Origin of the sequence: Acidovorax sp. 94, assembly GCF_003634645.1 — a bacterium.
GTDB classification, from domain to species: Bacteria; Pseudomonadota; Gammaproteobacteria; order Burkholderiales; family Burkholderiaceae_C; genus Acidovorax; species Acidovorax facilis.
On the sequence record NZ_RBJA01000001.1, the window covers coordinates 4500007 to 4515997 of the forward strand.

12 protein-coding genes are annotated in these 15991 nt (G+C 66.1%); 6 read left to right on the forward strand and 6 right to left on the reverse strand.

Translation table 11 applies throughout. The annotated features are described in order from the left end of the window. Positions 1-62: 62 nt before the first annotated feature. Positions 63-869: an AraC family transcriptional regulator gene (locus C8C94_RS20770; protein ID WP_121422042.1), complete on the reverse strand. Its 807-nt coding sequence runs from the start codon at positions 867-869 to the stop codon at positions 63-65. A gap of 90 nt (positions 870-959) precedes the next feature. On the opposite strand from C8C94_RS20770, the gene C8C94_RS20775 reads away from it, so the two are divergent. After that, entirely contained in the window at positions 960-2099 is a 1140-nt protein-coding gene (locus C8C94_RS20775) for an aminotransferase class V-fold PLP-dependent enzyme (RefSeq protein WP_108498063.1), read from the forward strand. A gap of 33 nt (positions 2100-2132) precedes the next feature. Then, positions 2133-3428 (forward strand): DUF445 domain-containing protein, encoded by a 1296-nt coding sequence (locus C8C94_RS20780; protein WP_121422043.1) that lies wholly within the window; start codon positions 2133-2135, stop codon positions 3426-3428. Between the two features lie 508 nt (positions 3429-3936). Here C8C94_RS20780 and C8C94_RS20785 read toward each other — a convergent pair. From C8C94_RS20785 to purU, 4 genes are all read right to left on the reverse strand, one after another. After that, a complete protein-coding gene (locus C8C94_RS20785; protein WP_121422044.1) occupies positions 3937-4464 on the reverse strand; it encodes a hypothetical protein in 528 nt (175 codons plus the stop codon). 200 nt (positions 4465-4664) lie between these two features. Next, on the reverse strand, positions 4665-6170 hold the full coding sequence (locus tag C8C94_RS20790) for an FAD-linked oxidase C-terminal domain-containing protein (RefSeq protein WP_121422045.1): 1506 nt from the start codon (positions 6168-6170) through the stop codon (positions 4665-4667). A gap of 268 nt (positions 6171-6438) precedes the next feature. Beyond that, the gene (locus C8C94_RS20795) at positions 6439-7347 is read right to left on the reverse strand and encodes a LysR substrate-binding domain-containing protein (RefSeq protein WP_055398416.1); all 909 of its coding nucleotides are present in this window, start codon (positions 7345-7347) and stop codon (positions 6439-6441) included. Between the two features lie 13 nt (positions 7348-7360). Continuing rightward, on the reverse strand, positions 7361-8209 hold the full coding sequence (gene purU, locus C8C94_RS20800; RefSeq protein ID WP_121422046.1) for a formyltetrahydrofolate deformylase: 849 nt from the start codon (positions 8207-8209) through the stop codon (positions 7361-7363). A gap of 52 nt (positions 8210-8261) precedes the next feature. On the opposite strand from purU, the gene C8C94_RS20805 reads away from it, so the two are divergent. Next, on the forward strand, positions 8262-10574 hold the full coding sequence (locus tag C8C94_RS20805; protein WP_199731312.1) for a bifunctional diguanylate cyclase/phosphodiesterase: 2313 nt from the start codon (positions 8262-8264) through the stop codon (positions 10572-10574). Between the two features lies 1 nt (position 10575). Here C8C94_RS20805 and C8C94_RS20810 read toward each other — a convergent pair whose 3' ends face one another. After that, positions 10576-11460, reverse strand: a complete 885-nt coding sequence (locus C8C94_RS20810; protein WP_121422047.1) for a ChaN family lipoprotein — start codon at positions 11458-11460, stop codon at positions 10576-10578. Positions 11461-11533: 73 nt separating this feature from the next. Here C8C94_RS20810 and C8C94_RS20815 point away from each other — a divergent pair, with 73 nt between their 5' ends. The 3 genes from C8C94_RS20815 (at position 11534) to C8C94_RS20825 (ending at position 15968) form a co-directional block, all read left to right on the forward strand. Next, positions 11534-13519: a type IV pili methyl-accepting chemotaxis transducer N-terminal domain-containing protein gene (locus tag C8C94_RS20815; RefSeq protein WP_121422048.1), complete on the forward strand. Its 1986-nt coding sequence runs from the start codon at positions 11534-11536 to the stop codon at positions 13517-13519. Further along, a complete protein-coding gene (locus C8C94_RS20820) occupies positions 13516-14292 on the forward strand; it encodes a response regulator (RefSeq protein WP_233573532.1) in 777 nt (258 codons plus the stop codon). The genes C8C94_RS20815 and C8C94_RS20820 overlap by 4 nt, the downstream gene beginning before the upstream one ends. A 383-nt stretch (positions 14293-14675) precedes the next feature. Further along, positions 14676-15968 (forward strand): nitrate/nitrite transporter, encoded by a 1293-nt coding sequence (locus tag C8C94_RS20825; RefSeq protein ID WP_055398425.1) that lies wholly within the window; start codon positions 14676-14678, stop codon positions 15966-15968. The last annotated feature ends 23 nt before the right edge of the window (positions 15969-15991 follow it).

The window sequence follows — 15991 nt, forward strand, 5'->3', positions numbered from 1 at the left end:
TGCCCGCAGCATCCGCCAACCCCCGCACAACGGTCTTGAACGAAATTGCAGGGGCCGGGCTGTCAGCCGCGTGCGCGAACGTAGGCGCCCGGTGTGATGCCAAAGCTGCGCGTGAAAAGGCGCGTCAGGTGGCTTTGGTCGGCAAAGCCACTCGCTGCGGCGACATCGGCGAGGGGCGTACCCGCACCCATCAGATGGCGCGCAAGCTGCAGTCGGCGCTGCAGCAGGTAGGCGTGTGGCGTGAGGCCCGTGGCCTGGGCAAATTGGCGCACAAGCTGGTAGCGGCTCAAACTTGCTGCATCGGCCAGTTGCGCGAGACTCCAGGGCGCGGTGGGATCGTCGTCCATCATGGTGCGAGCCCTGGTGATGGTCGCGGCGGATTGTTGGTGGCCCTTCGGCCGCAGCAGGCCGCCCAGCACCTGCAACAAGCATTCCTCCACATGCAGCGCTGCGGCCGAGTGGTTGGGGCGGTGGGTGGCCGCGTCGAACAGCGCCAGTACCTGGGCCGCCAGCCGCGCATCGCGCATCGTCGGAGCATGGAATTCGAAAGCGGAGCCGAGCGGGCCCGGATGCACCTCGGCCGCCAATGGCGCCACCAGGGCAGGCTCCAGGTAGAGCATGCGCCAGGCGCGTCCACGCTCGTCCAGCGGCATGCCATCGTGGACTTCGCCGGGGTTGACCGTGATGGTGTCGCCTGGGCCCGATTCCACAATCCCCCGGCCGCTGGCCGATTTCTGCGCACCCCGCTCGATCACGCCGAGGCCGAACTGCAAGTGCATGTGCCTGCCGAAGACGAGGCGGGAGTCGGCCTGCATTGCTTCGATGCCGGGCAGTGCGGTGGGCAGGAATCGGAAGGGTTTTTGCTGCATGGCGCGCGGCCTTGGGGTGGCGCGGGGCCATGATAAGCTGACCTGATCGTCCCTTTTTCCTAGCCCAGTTTCACACGCGGAGACTCCTCTATGCCCGGCCTTTTGCCCGATATCGACCCTGATGGTTTGCTCGAATTTTCGGTGGTCTACACCGACCGCGCGCTCAACCACATGTCCAAGCGCTTCACCGGCGTGGTGCAGGACATCCTGGGCACGCTCAAAGAGGTCTACCACGCCCACACCGCCGTGCTGGTGCCCGGCAGCGGCACCTTCGGCATGGAGGCCGTGGCGCGCCAGTTTGCCAACAAGGAAAAGGTGCTCATCGTGCGCAACGGTTGGTTCAGCTACCGCTGGACGCAGATCTTTGATGCCGACAAGGGCTTGGGGGGTGGTTCCGTGGTGTGCAAGGCGCGCCAGCAGGGCAGTGGCCCGCAGGCGCCCTGGGCACCATGCCCCGCTGAAGAAGTCGCCGCTACCATCCGCGCTGAAAAGCCCAAGGTGGTGTTTGCGCCCCATGTGGAAACGGCCAGCGGCATCATCCTTTCGGACGACTACATCCGCACGCTGACGGCAGCTGCGCATGAGGTGGGCGCGCTGTTTGTGCTGGACTGCGTAGCGTCGGGCGCGATGTGGGTGGACATGCAGGCCACGGGCGTGGATGTACTCATCAGCGCACCGCAAAAGGGCTGGAGCGGATCGCCTTGCTGCGCCATGGTGATGCTGTCCGAGCGTGCGCGCGAAGCCATCGAGGGCACCACGAGCAGCAGCTTCTCGTGCGACCTCAAGAAGTGGATGCAGATTGCCGAGGGCTACGAAAAGGGCCAGCACGCGTACCACACCACCATGCCCACGGATGCACTGGTGCGCCTGCGCGAGGTGATGGCCGAGACGCGTGAATACGGATTTGCCAAGGTGCGTGACGAGCAGATCGAACTGGGCGCCAAGGTGCGCGCGCTGCTCGAATCGCGTGGCTTTCCCAGCGTGGCGGCAGACGGCTTCAAGGCGCCCGGCGTGGTGGTGAGCTACACCACCGACCCCGGCATCCAGAACGGCAAGAAGTTCATGGAAGTGGGCCTGCAGACGGCTGCGGGTGTGCCGCTGCAGTGCGATGAGGGGCCGGACTTCAAGACCTTCCGCATTGGCCTGTTTGGCCTGGAGAAGTGGCACAACGTGGACCGCACCGTGGGCCACTTGTCAAAGGCGCTGGACCAGATTGCGGCGGCGGCCTAACGGGTTGCGGTCTAGGTCGGCGGGCTTGCCCGGATGAAGCCAGAGACTGACAGCGCAACCGTCGCCCTGCGGCGTGCCAAACGGCAGGCGCTGGGACTGTTGCTGCTGGTGACGGCCGTGTTCATCGCCACCAGCGTGGTGGAGCGCGGCCTGCTGCTCAACTGCATCAAGGCCATGGCCGAGGCCGCCATGGTGGGCGCGCTGGCCGACTGGTTTGCGGTGGTGGCGCTGTTCCGGCGCCCGCTGGGCCTGCCCATTCCGCACACGGCGGTCATTGCGCGCAACCAGGCGCGCATCGGCCGCAACCTCGCCACCTTTGTGCGCGACAAGTTCCTGGATGTGCCCTCGCTGGTGTCTCTGATCCGCCGGCACGACCCCGCCGAGCGGCTGGCGCAGTGGCTCACTGCGCCGGGCAACGCCGCGCTGCTGGGCCACCAGGCCACGCGCCTGGCATCGGCTGCGCTGGAGATGGTGCAGGACGCGCAGGTGGAGCGCTTCATCCACAAGGCCGCGCGTGCCTTGATCGGGCAGGTGGACATGTCGCGTGCGTTGGCAGCGGTGCTCGACACCCTGACCCACAACGGCCGTCACCAGGCGCTGCTGGACGACGTGCTGGCCAAGCTCATCGAACTGCTGCAGAACGAGCAGACCCGTACCTGGGTCGCGCAGTCCATCGTGGCCTGGCTCAAGAAGGACCACCCGCGCACCGAGAAGTTATTACCCAGCGACTGGCTGGGCGACAAGGGCTCGGCCCTGCTGGCCCGCGCGCTGGAGAGCCTGATGGCCGATGTGGCCGCCAACCCGCAGCACGCACTGCGTGCGCAGTTTGATGTGGCGGTGCAGCGCTTTATCGAGCGCCTGCGCAGCGACCCGGAATGGTCGCGCAAGGGCGAAGAAGTCCGTACCTGGCTGCAGACCGATGCCACCGTGGGCGGCTATGTGCAGGCGTTGTGGCTGGATCTGCGCGGAGCGCTGCAGCGTGATTTGGCCGATGCCGATTCGGTGGTGGCGCGGCAGGTGGGCAAGCTGGGGTTGTGGCTGGGGGAGTCGCTGGCGGGGGATGCGGCGCTCAGGCAATCGTTCAATGACCGGCTTGAGCGGTGGGTGGAGGGACTGGCGCCGGATGTGTCGGCGTTTATTGCGCAGCACATTGAGGACACCGTGCGGCGATGGGATACCGAGGAGATGACGCAGCTGGTCGAGCTGAACATTGGGAAGGATTTGCAGTACATCCGTATCAACGGCACCGTGGTGGGCGGGTTGATCGGGCTGGTGCTGTTTGCGGTGTCGCACGCGGGGGAGATTTGGCGGGCGGTGGTGGGCAGCTGACCACTCGTTCGGGCTGAGCCTGTCGAAGCCAGGGCGTGCTGGTTCGAAAAGCATGCTGGTGTTGAGGGCGGAGGCCGGGACTCGCCCCGGCGGGCGAGGTACTTGTTCTTTGCTTCGTCAAAGAAAAGTACCCAAAAGAAAGGCGCCCCCCAGTCTGCGACCCCTTCGCTGTGCGAAGGGGCAAACCTGCGTCGGGGCGGCTGCGGGGTGCGCCGTGGAACTCGCTTTGCTGCTGCGCAGCGCCGCTCGGACAACCACGGCGAGTCAGTTCACGAGGCATGCGCGCTCCGACGCGCATGCTCACCCCGCAACCGCCCCGCCGCAGGCGCAGCCAGCAGGGGGCGAACAGCCACACTGGCCATTGCTTCGCTCGGCCTCGCGGTCGCGGCGCGAGGCGCCCGTGTTTGTTCTGACTGCTACCGACCAAGGGCAGCTGGCGCAATTGAGAAAAGCAACTACTACGTGGAGGAACCCCTTACCAGGGCACCTCCAGTGATCGATCTGAATCTCAGCTCTTGCGCTTTGCTTTGAGAGACGCCGTTTTGGGCCAGGTGTCACCCTGATCAAGACTCATGGAGCTTTCCCAGGAGAAGGAGTCTGGAGTGATCTCGAAGAAGCGGATTTTTGTGAGCACACGGTGCCCGTTAGGTAGGGTGGCGATGGCATCAAGGAGCATTTCGCCGTCCCTGCATATCCCATGCCACTCAGTAGGTACTGCTGGTTGAAGTGCCTGTAGGCCGACGATCTCCCAACGCTTTGTAGTTTCAGAATATGTTCGCAGGGTGACGAATGATGAGACAGGCGCGCCGGTCGGACCAAGCGCCTTGAAATCGTCCATGATCATCCTGCCCTCATTCAGATGAACGGCATTCCACAAGGCCGAGTAGTTGAGCGCAGGAGTTCCATCCTCCTTGTATCGCGTCGCCTCGACATTCCAATGGCCAATGAGGAAATCAAACTCCTTTGCTTCGGGTGCCGGGCCTTGAAGATAGCGCAGCACTTCTGGTGGCACGTTTTGAACTTGTGGATTGGTCATACGAGGAAGTTGGTCGTGAGATGAATAAGGCTTAGCGCAATGCGTCCTACGGTGTCGCGAGATGCTCTTCGCATGCCTTCTCTTGAACGTAGCTTGAGCCTGAGCTAGTGCCTCAAAAATTTGCAAAGACACTGGCACAAATTTACAGCAAGCCCCACACGCCCGTTTTGCACTTTCTCTGAGCCAAAGGCGGCCACCCTTCAAAACCTCGGCAAATCCGGATGCTTGATCGCCCCTCCGCGCACCAGCATCTTCCCGTACTCCGCACACCGGTTCAGCGTCGGGATCACCTTCCCCGGGTTCAGCAACCCCGCCGGGTCAAACGCATGCTTGAGCCCGAACATCTGCGCGCTCTCCTCCGCAGAAAACTGCACGCACATGCTGTTGAGTTTCTCCACACCCACACCATGTTCACCCGTCACGGTGCCGCCCATGGCCACGCTGGTTTCCAGAATCTCCGCGCCAAACAGTTCGCAGCGGTGCAACTGGTCGGCGTCGTTCGCATCGAAGAGGATCAGCGGGTGCAGGTTGCCGTCGCCCGCGTGGAACACGTTGGCACAGCGCAGCTGGTATTTCTTTTCCATCTCCTGGATGGCCAGCAGGATGTCGGCCAGGCGCTTGCGCGGGATGGTGGAGTCCATGCACATGTAGTCGGGGCTGATGCGGCCGCTGGCGGGGAAGGCGTTCTTGCGACCGCTCCAGAAGCGCAGGCGCTCGGCTTCGTCGTTGCTGACCGAAATGGCGGTGGCGCCTGCAGCGCGCAGCACGTCGCTCATGCGGCCAATTTCTTCCTCTACCTCTTCGGGTGTGCCGTCGCTCTCGCACAGCAGGATGGCTTCCGCAGTCAGGTCGTAGCCCGCGTGCACAAAGTCTTCGACGGCGGCGGTCATGGGCTTGTCCATCATCTCCAGCCCGGCGGGGATGATGCCGGCCGCGATGACCGCGGCCACCGCGTCGCCCGCTTTGCGCACGTCGTCAAAGCTGGCCATGATGCAGCGCGCCAGCTGGGGCTTGGGGATGAGCTTGACCGTCACTTCGGTGGTCACGGCCAGCATGCCCTCGCTGCCGATCACGGCGGCCAGCAGGTCGTAGCCGGGGGCGTCGAGTGCCTCGCTGCCGAACTCCACCGGTTCGCCTTCCACCGTGAAGCCCTTCACCTTGAGCACGTTGTGCACCGTCAGGCCGTATTTCAGGCAGTGCACGCCGCCCGAGTTCTCGGCCACGTTGCCGCCGATGGTGCAGGCGATCTGGCTGCTGGGGTCGGGGGCGTAGTAGAGGTTGTAGGGTGCCGCCGCCTCGCTGATCGCCAGGTTGCGCACGCCACACTGCACCACGGCCGTGCGGCTTTCGGGGTTGATGTCGAGGATGCGGTTGAACTTGGCCAGCGACATCGTCACGCCCAGGGCGTGCGGCATGGCGCCGCCCGACAGGCCCGTGCCCGCACCGCGCGCCACCACCGGCACCTGCAGCCGGTGACACACCTGCAGCACTGCCTGCACCTCGTCATACGTTTCGGGCAGGCACACCACCAGCGGGCGCTGGCGGTAGGCGGTGAGGCCGTCGCATTCGTAGGGCGTGGTGTCCTCGTTGTGCCAGAGCAGTGCGTGGGCGGGCAGCACGCGGCCCAGGGCCTGGACAACCTCGGCCTGGCGCGCGGCGCGTTCGGCGGGTGTTGGGAGCGGGGCGGAAGAAGTGGCGGTGATCATGGCAGCCACTGTAGGGGATGGGGACGGGCGGGGTGTGAGGTTTTCTGCAGGTGTTTGTGAAAAACACCGAGTCGCTCACTAATTGATAGCTTCTAGCGCTTGATGGACAAGCGCTGGGGCTGATTTTTTCCTGAATTTGGTGGAGGAGGGCGCGGCTCGGGTGAGGGCAGCCGAGCAAGGGCCGCCCTGCAGCGAGGGCTGCGTCCCCCTTCCGGCGCAGCCGAGAGAACGGGGAAGGCGCCAAAGGCGACTCAGGGGAATGCCTCGACTACGCCATGGTTTTGCGCAGCCACTCGGCAAACGCCGCGCATTCCCACCGGTCCATGGTGCCGGTGCGCCAGCACAGGTAGTGGGCGTGGGGGCTGGCAGTGTCGGTGTCAAACAGGCGCACCAGCGTGCCGTTCTCCAGCCACGGTGCGCCGAGTTTGAGGCGCACCAGTGCCACGCCCATGCCGGCGGCAGCGCCGTCACACATCAGGCCGATGTCGTTGAACTGCGAGCCCTCGCTGGGCTCGGCCCAGTCGAGGCCCGTGGCGGCAAACCAGGTGCGCCAGGGCTCCAGCGGGCTGCGCAGCAGGGGCACGCCCTCCAGGTCTTCGGGGCGGTCAAAGGGCCCGTGCTCGCGCACGAACGCGGGCGAGGCCAGGGGCGTGACCACGTCGCGGGCCAATTCCACATGCTCCACGTCGGCATAGTGGCCGGGGCCAAAGCGCACCATCAGGTCTGCATCCTCGGCCACCACGTCCAGCAGCGGGATGGACACCTGCAGGGCCAGGTCGATCTCGGGGTAGGCCTCGGTGAACTGGCGCAGGCGGGGGATGAGGATGGTGCGCGCAAACGTGGGGGTGACTGCCAGCTTGAGCCGCCGGCGCCCGGGCGCGGCCGCCTGGCCGGGGAACCGCTGCAGCGCACCCAGACCCTCGCGCACGTGGGCCAGGTAGGCGCTGCCCTCGGTGGTGAGCGAAAAATCGGCCCGGCCAAACAGCCGCACGCCCAGGATCTGCTCCAGCTGCTTGACGCGGTGGCTGACCGCGCTGGGCGTCACGCAAAGCTCGTCAGCCGTCTGCGTCACGCTGCGCAGGCGGGCCAGAGCCTCAAACGTCAGCAGGCACTGGATGGGCGGAATGCGCCGGGCTGCGCTGCTGAGGAAGGAGGAGGACGGGGCTGCCGTGGCCATGGGGCAGAACGGGTTAGCGGAAGACGACGGTCTTGTGGCCGTTGAGCAGCACGCGGTGCTCGCTGTGCCACTTCACGGCGCGGGCCAGCACCTGGCTTTCGGTGTCGCGGCCCCGGGCCGTGAGGTCTTCCACGGTGTCGGTGTGGTCGGCGCGGGCCACGTCCTGCTCGATGATCGGGCCTTCGTCCAGGTCGGCCGTCACATAGTGGGCCGTGGCGCCGATCAGCTTCACGCCCCGGTCATGCGCCTGGTAATAGGGCTTGGCGCCCTTGAAGCTGGGCAGGAAGCTGTGGTGGATGTTGATGGCCCGACCGGCCAACTTTTGACATAGGTCAAGAGAAAGTATCTGCATGTAACGGGCCAATACCACCAACTCGGCCCCTTCGCCCTCGATAATCTCAAGCTGCTTGGCTTCGGCCTGGGCTTTGATGCTGCCCGTCAGCGGGATATGGTGGAACGGCACGTTGTAGCTGGCCGCCAGCTGGTAGAAGTCGCGGTGGTTGCTGATGATGGCGCGGATGTCGATGGGCAGCAGGCCACTCTTCCAGCGGAACAGCAGGTCGTTGAGGCAGTGGCCCTCCTTGCTGACCATGAGCACGGTTTTCATGGGCGCAGCTGTTGCGTGCAGGCGCCAATGCATGTTGTAGGGTTCTGCAAACGTGGCCAGGCGGGCCTTGAGCGTTGCGTGATCGTGCTGGTCGCAGGCAAACTGAACGCGCATGAAGAACAGGCCGGTGGCGTGGTCGTTGTACTGCGCGGCTTCTTCGATGTTGCCGCTGTGCTCCAGCAAAAAGCCCGAAACGGCATGCACCAGCCCCAGGCGGTCGGGGCAGGACAGGGTAAGGATGTAGGCGTTGGTCATAGCGGTGCGATTGTCGCAGCATGGCCTGAGCGCTTGTCGAACAGGGAAATCAATGACCAATCCGGGCGATGCGTCGCGTATTGTCCCCTGGCGGGGAATGCTGCTGTACCTGGTGCTGGGGGTGGCCTGGGTGTTTGTGGGCGACGCGCTGCTGGCCCGGTGGGTGAGCGACCCGGTGCTGCTCACGCGCTTTCAGACCTGGAAGGGCTGGGGCTATGTGCTGCTGACCAGTGGCCTGGCCTGGTGCATGCTGCGCAGCATGCGCCGCGCCGAAAAGGTGCGCGTGGCCATGGCCAGGGAGTTGTCGCAGATCGTGCGCCACGTGCCCGCTGGCATTGCGCGTGTGGCGCCAGACGGGCGGTTCCTGTGGGCCAACAACCGCCTGTGTGATCTGCTCGGTGCGCCGCTGGCGCGGGTGTGTACCCTGAACTTTCGCGACGTGATGCTGGCGGCCGACCGTGACTGGGCGGCGGCCCAGTTGTCGCGCCTGCTGGCGGGCGAGATCGACCACTACGTGGGCGAACGCGAATGCCTGCGACCGGGCGATGGGCGCAAGGTGGCCGTGCTGTGCACGGTAACGCTGGTCCCCGAGGCCGATGCCGAGCCCGCCCACCTGGTCTGCGTGGTGCAGGACCTGGACGAGATCAAGGCCGCCCGCGCCGCACTCAAGAACAGCGAGGCCCGCCAGCGGCTGGCCGCCACGGTGGTGGACAACACCATCGAGGGCGTGGTGGTGACCGATGCGCAAAGCCGCATCCTGTCGGCCAACGCCGCCGTCACCCGCCTGCTGGGCTATACCGAGGAGGAACTGCTGGGCCAGACGCCGCGCGTCTTCAAGTCGGGCCGGCACGACAAGGCGTTTTACGACGCCATGTGGGGCACATTGCGCCAGACGGGCCATTGGCAGGGCGAGATCTGGAACCGCCGCAAGAACGGTGAGGTGTTTCCGGAGCACATGTCGCTGTCGGCCGTGCGCGACCCCGCCGGCCAGATCACGCACTACGTGTGCATGTTCACCGACATTTCTGAAGAAAAGGTGCAACAGCAGCGGCTGGAGTTCCTGGCGCACAACGATGCGCTCACGGGGCTTTCCAACCGCGCGTGGTTCGGCCACCAGCTGGAGCAGGCTGTGCTGGAGGCGCGAGCCAGTGGCGAGCACATCGCTGTGCTGCTGCTCAACCTCGACCGTTTCAAGGACGTGAACGACAGCTACGGCCATGCCACCGGTGACGAGGTGCTCAAGCACATCGCGCGGCAGGTGCAGTCAGCCTTACGGCCGGGCGACGTGATGGGGCGGCTGGCGGGCGACGAGCTGGCCGTGGTGGCGCGCCACCTGCGCCATGCCGACGGTGCCGCTGCCGTGGCGCGGCACCTGATCACAGCCGTGGCCGAGCCCTGGCGTTCGCCCGATGGCTTTGAAGTGGTGGCGGGTGTCAGCGTGGGCATCTGCATGTTCCCCGAGCACGCGAACACCACCGAACTGCTACTGCAGGGCGCCCATGCGGCGGTCTATGGCGCCAAGGCACGGGGCCGGGGGGCGTGGTGCTTCTTCCACGAGGCGATGACCCAGGCCGCGCGCGAGCGGCTGGCGCTGGAGTCGCGCCTGCGCCTGGCGCTGGCGCAGGGCCACCTGCAGATGTACTACCAGCCGCAGGTGGACATTGCCACCGGCCGCATCCAGGGCGCCGAGGCGCTGGTGCGCTGGAACGACCCGGTGGAGGGCCTGATCTCGCCCGCGCGCTTTATCCCTGTGGCCGAAACCTCGGGCGTCATCGGCCCGCTGGGCGAATGGGTACTGCGCGAGGTTTGCCGCCAGGGCCAGGCCTGGCGCCAGGCAGGCCTGCCCGACCTCACGCTCGCCGTGAACGTGTCGCCGCGCCAGTTCCACCTGACGGACCTGGCCGGTTGCGCGTCGGGCGCGCTGGCCGATTCGGGCTTTCCGCCCGAGCTGCTGGAGCTGGAGATCACCGAAACCGCCCTGGCCGAGCGCACCGAAGAGGCGCGCCAGGTGCTGATGCGTCTGCGCGCGCTGGGCCTGCGCATTGCGGTGGATGACTTTGGCACAGGGTATTCGTCGCTCGCGCAGCTCAAGCGCTTTCCGATTGACGTGCTCAAGATCGACCAGGGTTTCATCCGCGACATTCCGCAAAGCGAGGACGACATGGCCATCAGCGCCGCCATCATCGCCATGGGGCACAGCATGGGGCTGTCGGTGCTGGCCGAGGGGGTGGAGACCGACGGCCAGTTGGCCTTCTTGCGAGAGCGGGGCTGTGATGCGTACCAGGGCTACCTGTGCAGTCGGCCCGTGCCCGCCGATGACTTCGCAGCGCTGCTGCGGGCACAGCCCGTGACTGTGGCACCGTAGGTCACGGTGCTGGGCGCGCCGGGCGCCACTTCTCGCGCAGTTCTGCACAGGCATCGCGGGGTGGCAGGGCAGGGGTTTCAATCACCGCTTCCGCGTCGCCTGGTTTGTTTGCTCCATTTTTGATAGCTGTTTGTGATTGCCCAGATTGCGCCAGGGCCACTTTTGACACCAAACCGGCTGGCCAGTGGGTGGGCACTCCCAGGCTGCGCAGCACATGGCCGCCCCCGGCCACCAGCAGCACCGTCTGCCCGGGGCGCAGGGCCTGCTGGGCGGTGCGCGCCATGCTCGCGTCGCGGGCGATCTGGATGCGGGCCATGGGGGCAATTTGCGATTCCGGCAGCAGGCCGCAGTGGCCCTCGCGCAGCGCCTGGTGTTGCTGTGCCAGTGCGGGGGCGGGCAGGTGCTGGTCCCAGCGGGCCTCGCCCATCGCGGCGCGCATCTGGGCGCGCGGCAGGTTGCCACCCAGCACCGGCACGCCAGCGGCCACGGCGGCCATCACCACGGGGCCATAGGCCTTCCACGGCCAGGCGGCGTCGTTCCATTGCAGGGCGGCCTGGGCCTGGGCGTCGGTGGCGTCGCGCGGCAGGGCCTGCGTGCTGTGGCCGCTCTCGGCCATCTCCATCACCACGGCCGCCAACTGGCCTTTTGCGGCCAGCCACAACACGGTCTCGCGCTGCAGGCGCTGGTGGTCGGGCGCATCGTGCTGTTCGCCGAGCAACAGCACATCAGTGGGGAGCAGAGCCTGCAGGCGGTCGGGCCACGCGGCGAGTGGGGTGCTGGGGGGCGTGGTGCCCGTGCTGGCACAGCCAGTCAGTGCTCCCGTGGCTATCAGGGCTCCGGCCAGCAGCAGGCGGGCACAGAGGTGGGGGTCGGGTGGTCGTTGCATGGCGCCATGCTACGCGGGTGAGACTTGACCCAGGTCAAGAGTCGGCGCAAGCTCGGTGCCTACACTGCCCTGCATGCGCACCAAGCCCACCCTGTCCACCAAGCTCCTGGCCATGGGCGCGGGTTTTTTGCTGGTGGCGCTGGCCTCCATCAGCCTCACGCTGTGGGTAACCTGGAAGCTCGAAGGCGGCGCCGCCGCAGTCAACGAGGCCGGCCGCCTGCGCATGAACATGCTGCGCATGGTGCTGGTACTGCAGACCGAGCCCGCCGAGGCGGTGCAGGAGCGTGCCCGCCTGTTCGACGCCAGCCTGGACCTGCTGCGCACGGGCGACCCCTCACGCCCGCTGTTTGTGCCCTGGAGCGATGAGACCCGCGACCGCTTTGAATCCATCCGCACCCAGTGGGCCCAGGCGCGCAGCGGCTGGGTGACCCCATTGCCCCCCGATCGCGCGCAGATCTTGGCGCAAGCCGATGCGTTTGTGCAGCAGGTCGATGGTTTTGTGGATGCCATCGAGATCCAGATTGCAGGCTGGACGGCGGCGCTGCACCTGTTCCAGCTGTTCATGATGGCGCTGGCCATTGTTGCCGCCGTGACCTTCATGGCCGCAAGCTATCTGCTGGTCATCAACCCCGTGGCGCGCCTGCAGCAGGCCCAGGCCCGGCTGCGCCAGGGCGAGCTCGGCACCCGCCTGCCGGTGGAAACGGATGACGAATTTGGCCAGCTGTCGGCGGGCTTCAACCTCATGGCGCACGCCTTGCAGGCATCACACGACGAACTGGAGCACAAGGTGCGCCAGAAGACCGCCAGCATCGCCGTGCAGAACCAGCGCCTGGCCGCGCTCTACGAAGTCAGCGCGCTGGCCTCCACGGCCGGCAGCCTGGAGCTGCTGGCTCAGGGCTTTGTGCAGCAGATCCGCCGCGTGGCCGGGGCCGATGCTGCGGCGGTGCGCTGGTCCAACGAGGCCAATGAACGTTATGTGCTGCTGGCCGGTGACGGCCTGCCGCGCACCATGGCCGAGGGCGAGCATTGCTTGCACACCGGCAGTTGCCTCTGCGGCCAGCCGCAGGCCCAGGCGCGCACGCGGGTGATTCCCATCACGCCATCAACCACTGTCGTCTTGCCACATTGCCGCGAGGCGGGTTATGAAACCATGGTGACCATTCCGGTGCAGATGCAGCAGCGCTTGCTGGGTGAGGTGGACCTGTTCTTCCGTTCGCCCATTGAGCTGACCGATGAACTGCGCGATTTGCTCGAAGCCATGACGCGCCACCTGGCCAGCGCCATGGAAGGCCTGCGCGCCACGGCCCTGGAGCGCGAAGCCGCCGTGGCCGAAGAGCGCAGCATGCTGGCGCGCGAGCTGCACGACTCCATCGCCCAGTCGCTGGCCTTCCTCAAGATCCAGACGCAGCTGCTGCGCGACGCCGTGAACCGTGGCGACGAGGCCAAACGCGACCGCAGCATCAGCGAGCTGGATGTCGGCGTGCGCGAGTGTTATTCCGACGTGCGTGAGCTGCTTGTGCACTTTCGCACCCGCACCAGCGATGAGGATATTGAATCGGCCCTGCGCGCCACGTTGTCCAAGTTCGAGCACCAGACCGGCATGGCCACCACGCTGGGCATGGTGGGCCATGGCCTGCCGCTGGCGCCCGACCTGCAGATCCAGGTGCTGCACATGGTGCAGGAAGCGTTGTCGAACGTGCGCAAGCATTCGGGCGCCACGCGGGTGGACCTGCTCGTGCACCGGCATCCGCGCTGGCGCTTTGAGGTGCAGGACAACGGCAAGGGCTTCGACGTGGCCACCGTGCCACCCGATTCGCTGCATGTGGGCCTTGGCATCATGCGCGAGCGCGCCCACCGCGTGGGTGCCGTGCTGCAGGTTGAATCCACCCCGGGCCAGGGCACGCGCGTGTGCATCGAGCTGCCCACGGTGACCGCTGCCACCACCATGCCCTCCCAGTCTGCACCTCCGTCCGCAGCGGCCATAGCCCCCCAAGGCGCGGCTTCTGGCGAAGAACTCACACCCGCCGTGGCCGCAGGCCGGGTGGCCACCACCGCATGACCCCTACCACCGCCATCCCCTTGGGTCCCCCCGCCGGTGCGGGCCCCCAACCCCCCGCAGAGCCGCCTGTGACGCTGCTGGTGGTGGACGACCACACGCTCTTCCGCCGGGGGCTGATTGCACTGTTGGGGCAGGACGCGGGCCTGCTGGTGGTGGGTGAGGCGGGCGATGCCGCCGAGGCCCTGCGCCTGGCGCCGGAGCTGTTGCCCCAGGTGATCCTGCTGGACAACCACCTGCCCGGCGTGATGGGCGTGGACGCCATCCGGGGCCTGCGCGAAGTCTCGCCCTCCTCGCGCGTGCTCATGCTCACCGTCAGCGAAGACGGGCAGGACCTGGCCGCCGCACTGCGCAACGGCGCGCAAGGCTACCTGCTCAAGACCATCGACGGCGATCTTTTGGCCCAGGCCATCCGCCGCGCGGCCCGGGGCGAGCCCGTGGTGAGCCCCGAACTCATGGGCAAACTGGTGGCCGCGTTCCAGTCGCAAGGGGTGGCCGAAGCGGCAGCGCTCATCGCCCCAGCCGGGCCTGCCGGGGCGGGTGCGTCCACGCAGCCGCCCGAGGCTGCCAACAACGGCGCCGCGCCCCTGTCCCCGCGTGAGGAAGACGTGCTGCGCGAGATCGCGCGCGGTGCCAGCAACAAGGAAATCGCGCGCACACTCGACATCGCCGAGACCACGGTCAAGATCCATGTGCAGCACATCCTGCGCAAGCTGGGCCTGAGTTCGCGCGTGCAGGCGGCGGTCTACGCCTCAGACCGGCAGCGCGCGGAGTAGCGGGCTCGCTGCGCGCACGGCCGTGCGGTCGCTTGCGCGTGGTGTTTGCTATAATTTTAATAGCTATTGGCGCTTTCCTATCAAGCGCTACCAGCGGTTTGTACTGAAATTTTGCTGTGCACAGCCCGTCGCCGCTGCAGCATTGCTCCCATGGCCCTTGGTGCGCCGACCCTATCCTGCATTTCCTCTCACGAACCGGCCCGCAGCTGCACGCGCCTGCCTGGTCATCCATCCATAGTTCTTTCGGACGATGAGTCGGTGCGGTGGCGTAGGCCCGGACTAGTCCTTCTGCCGCGCCCCGGGTGTCCTTGCGAAGGATAGGCAGTGCGTGCCCAAAGCGGGACGATACCGCCAACCACAGAGAGAAGAAGAGGAACCGCGCAATGGCACATACCCCTTTGCCCCCGGGCGACAGCCCACAGCGCACCCGCCAGGCTTGGTCGGTGCTGATCGTCAGCACCTTCGCCTTCACGGTCTGTTTCATGGTGTGGATGATGTTCGGCGTCATCGGCATCCCTATCAAGAAGATGCTCAACCTGAACTCCACGCAGTTCGGGTTGCTCATGTCCATGCCTGTGCTCACGGGCTCGCTGGTGCGGGTGCCGTTGGGCATCTGGACCGACAAGTTCGGCGGCCGCATCGTGATGGCCGCCGTGATGGCCACCACCGTGCCCGCCATCTGGCTGATGGGCTACGCCACGGAATACTGGCACTTCCTCACCATCGGCCTGTTTGTGGGCTTGGCGGGGGGCTCGTTCTCGGTGGGTACGCCCTATGTGGCGCGCTGGTTCCCCAAGCACCGCCAGGGCACGGCCATGGGTGTGTATGGCGCGGGCAACTCGGGCGCGGCGGTGAACAAGTTCGTGGCCCCGGTGTTGCTGGTGGCGTTTGGCTGGACCATGGTGCCGCAGGTGTATGCGGCCATCATGCTCGGCACGCTGGTGCTGTTCTGGTTGTTCAGCTACAGCGACCCGGCCCACCTGGTGCCCAGCAACGTCAAGTTCACCGACCAGCTCAAGGCGCTGAAGGACCCCAAGGTCCTCAAGTACTGCCAGTACTACAGCATTGTGTTTGGCGGCTATGTGGCGCTGTCGCTGTGGATGGTGCAGTACTATGTGGGCGAATTTGGCCTGGACATCCGCGTGGCGGCACTGCTGGCCGCGTGCTTCTCGCTGCCCGGCGGTGTGCTGCGCGCCATCGGCGGCATGCTGTCTGACAAGTACGGCGCCCACAGCGTGACCTGGTGGGTGATGTGGGTGAGCTGGATCTGCCTGTTTTTGCTGAGCTATCCGCAGACCGACTTCACCATCGTCACCGTCAACGGCCCCAAGACCTTTCACATCGGCCTGAATGTGTACCTGTTCACGGGCCTCATGTTTCTGCTGGGCATTGCCTGGGCCTTTGGCAAGGCCAGTGTCTTCAAGTACATCAGCGACGACTACCCCCAGAACATCGGTGCCATCAGCGGCATCGTGGGCCTGGCCGGTGGCATGGGCGGCTTCATCCTGCCCATCCTGTTCGGCGCGCTGATGGACCTCACCGGCATCCGCTCCAGCGCTTTCATGCTGATGTATGGCGTGGTGTGGGTCTCGCTCATCTGGATGTACTTCACCGAAGTGCGTCGCACCGATCTGATGGCCACGCAGGCAGCACCGGCTGCTGCGGCTGGCCGCTGAACTTTCACTTTCCAAGGAAACAC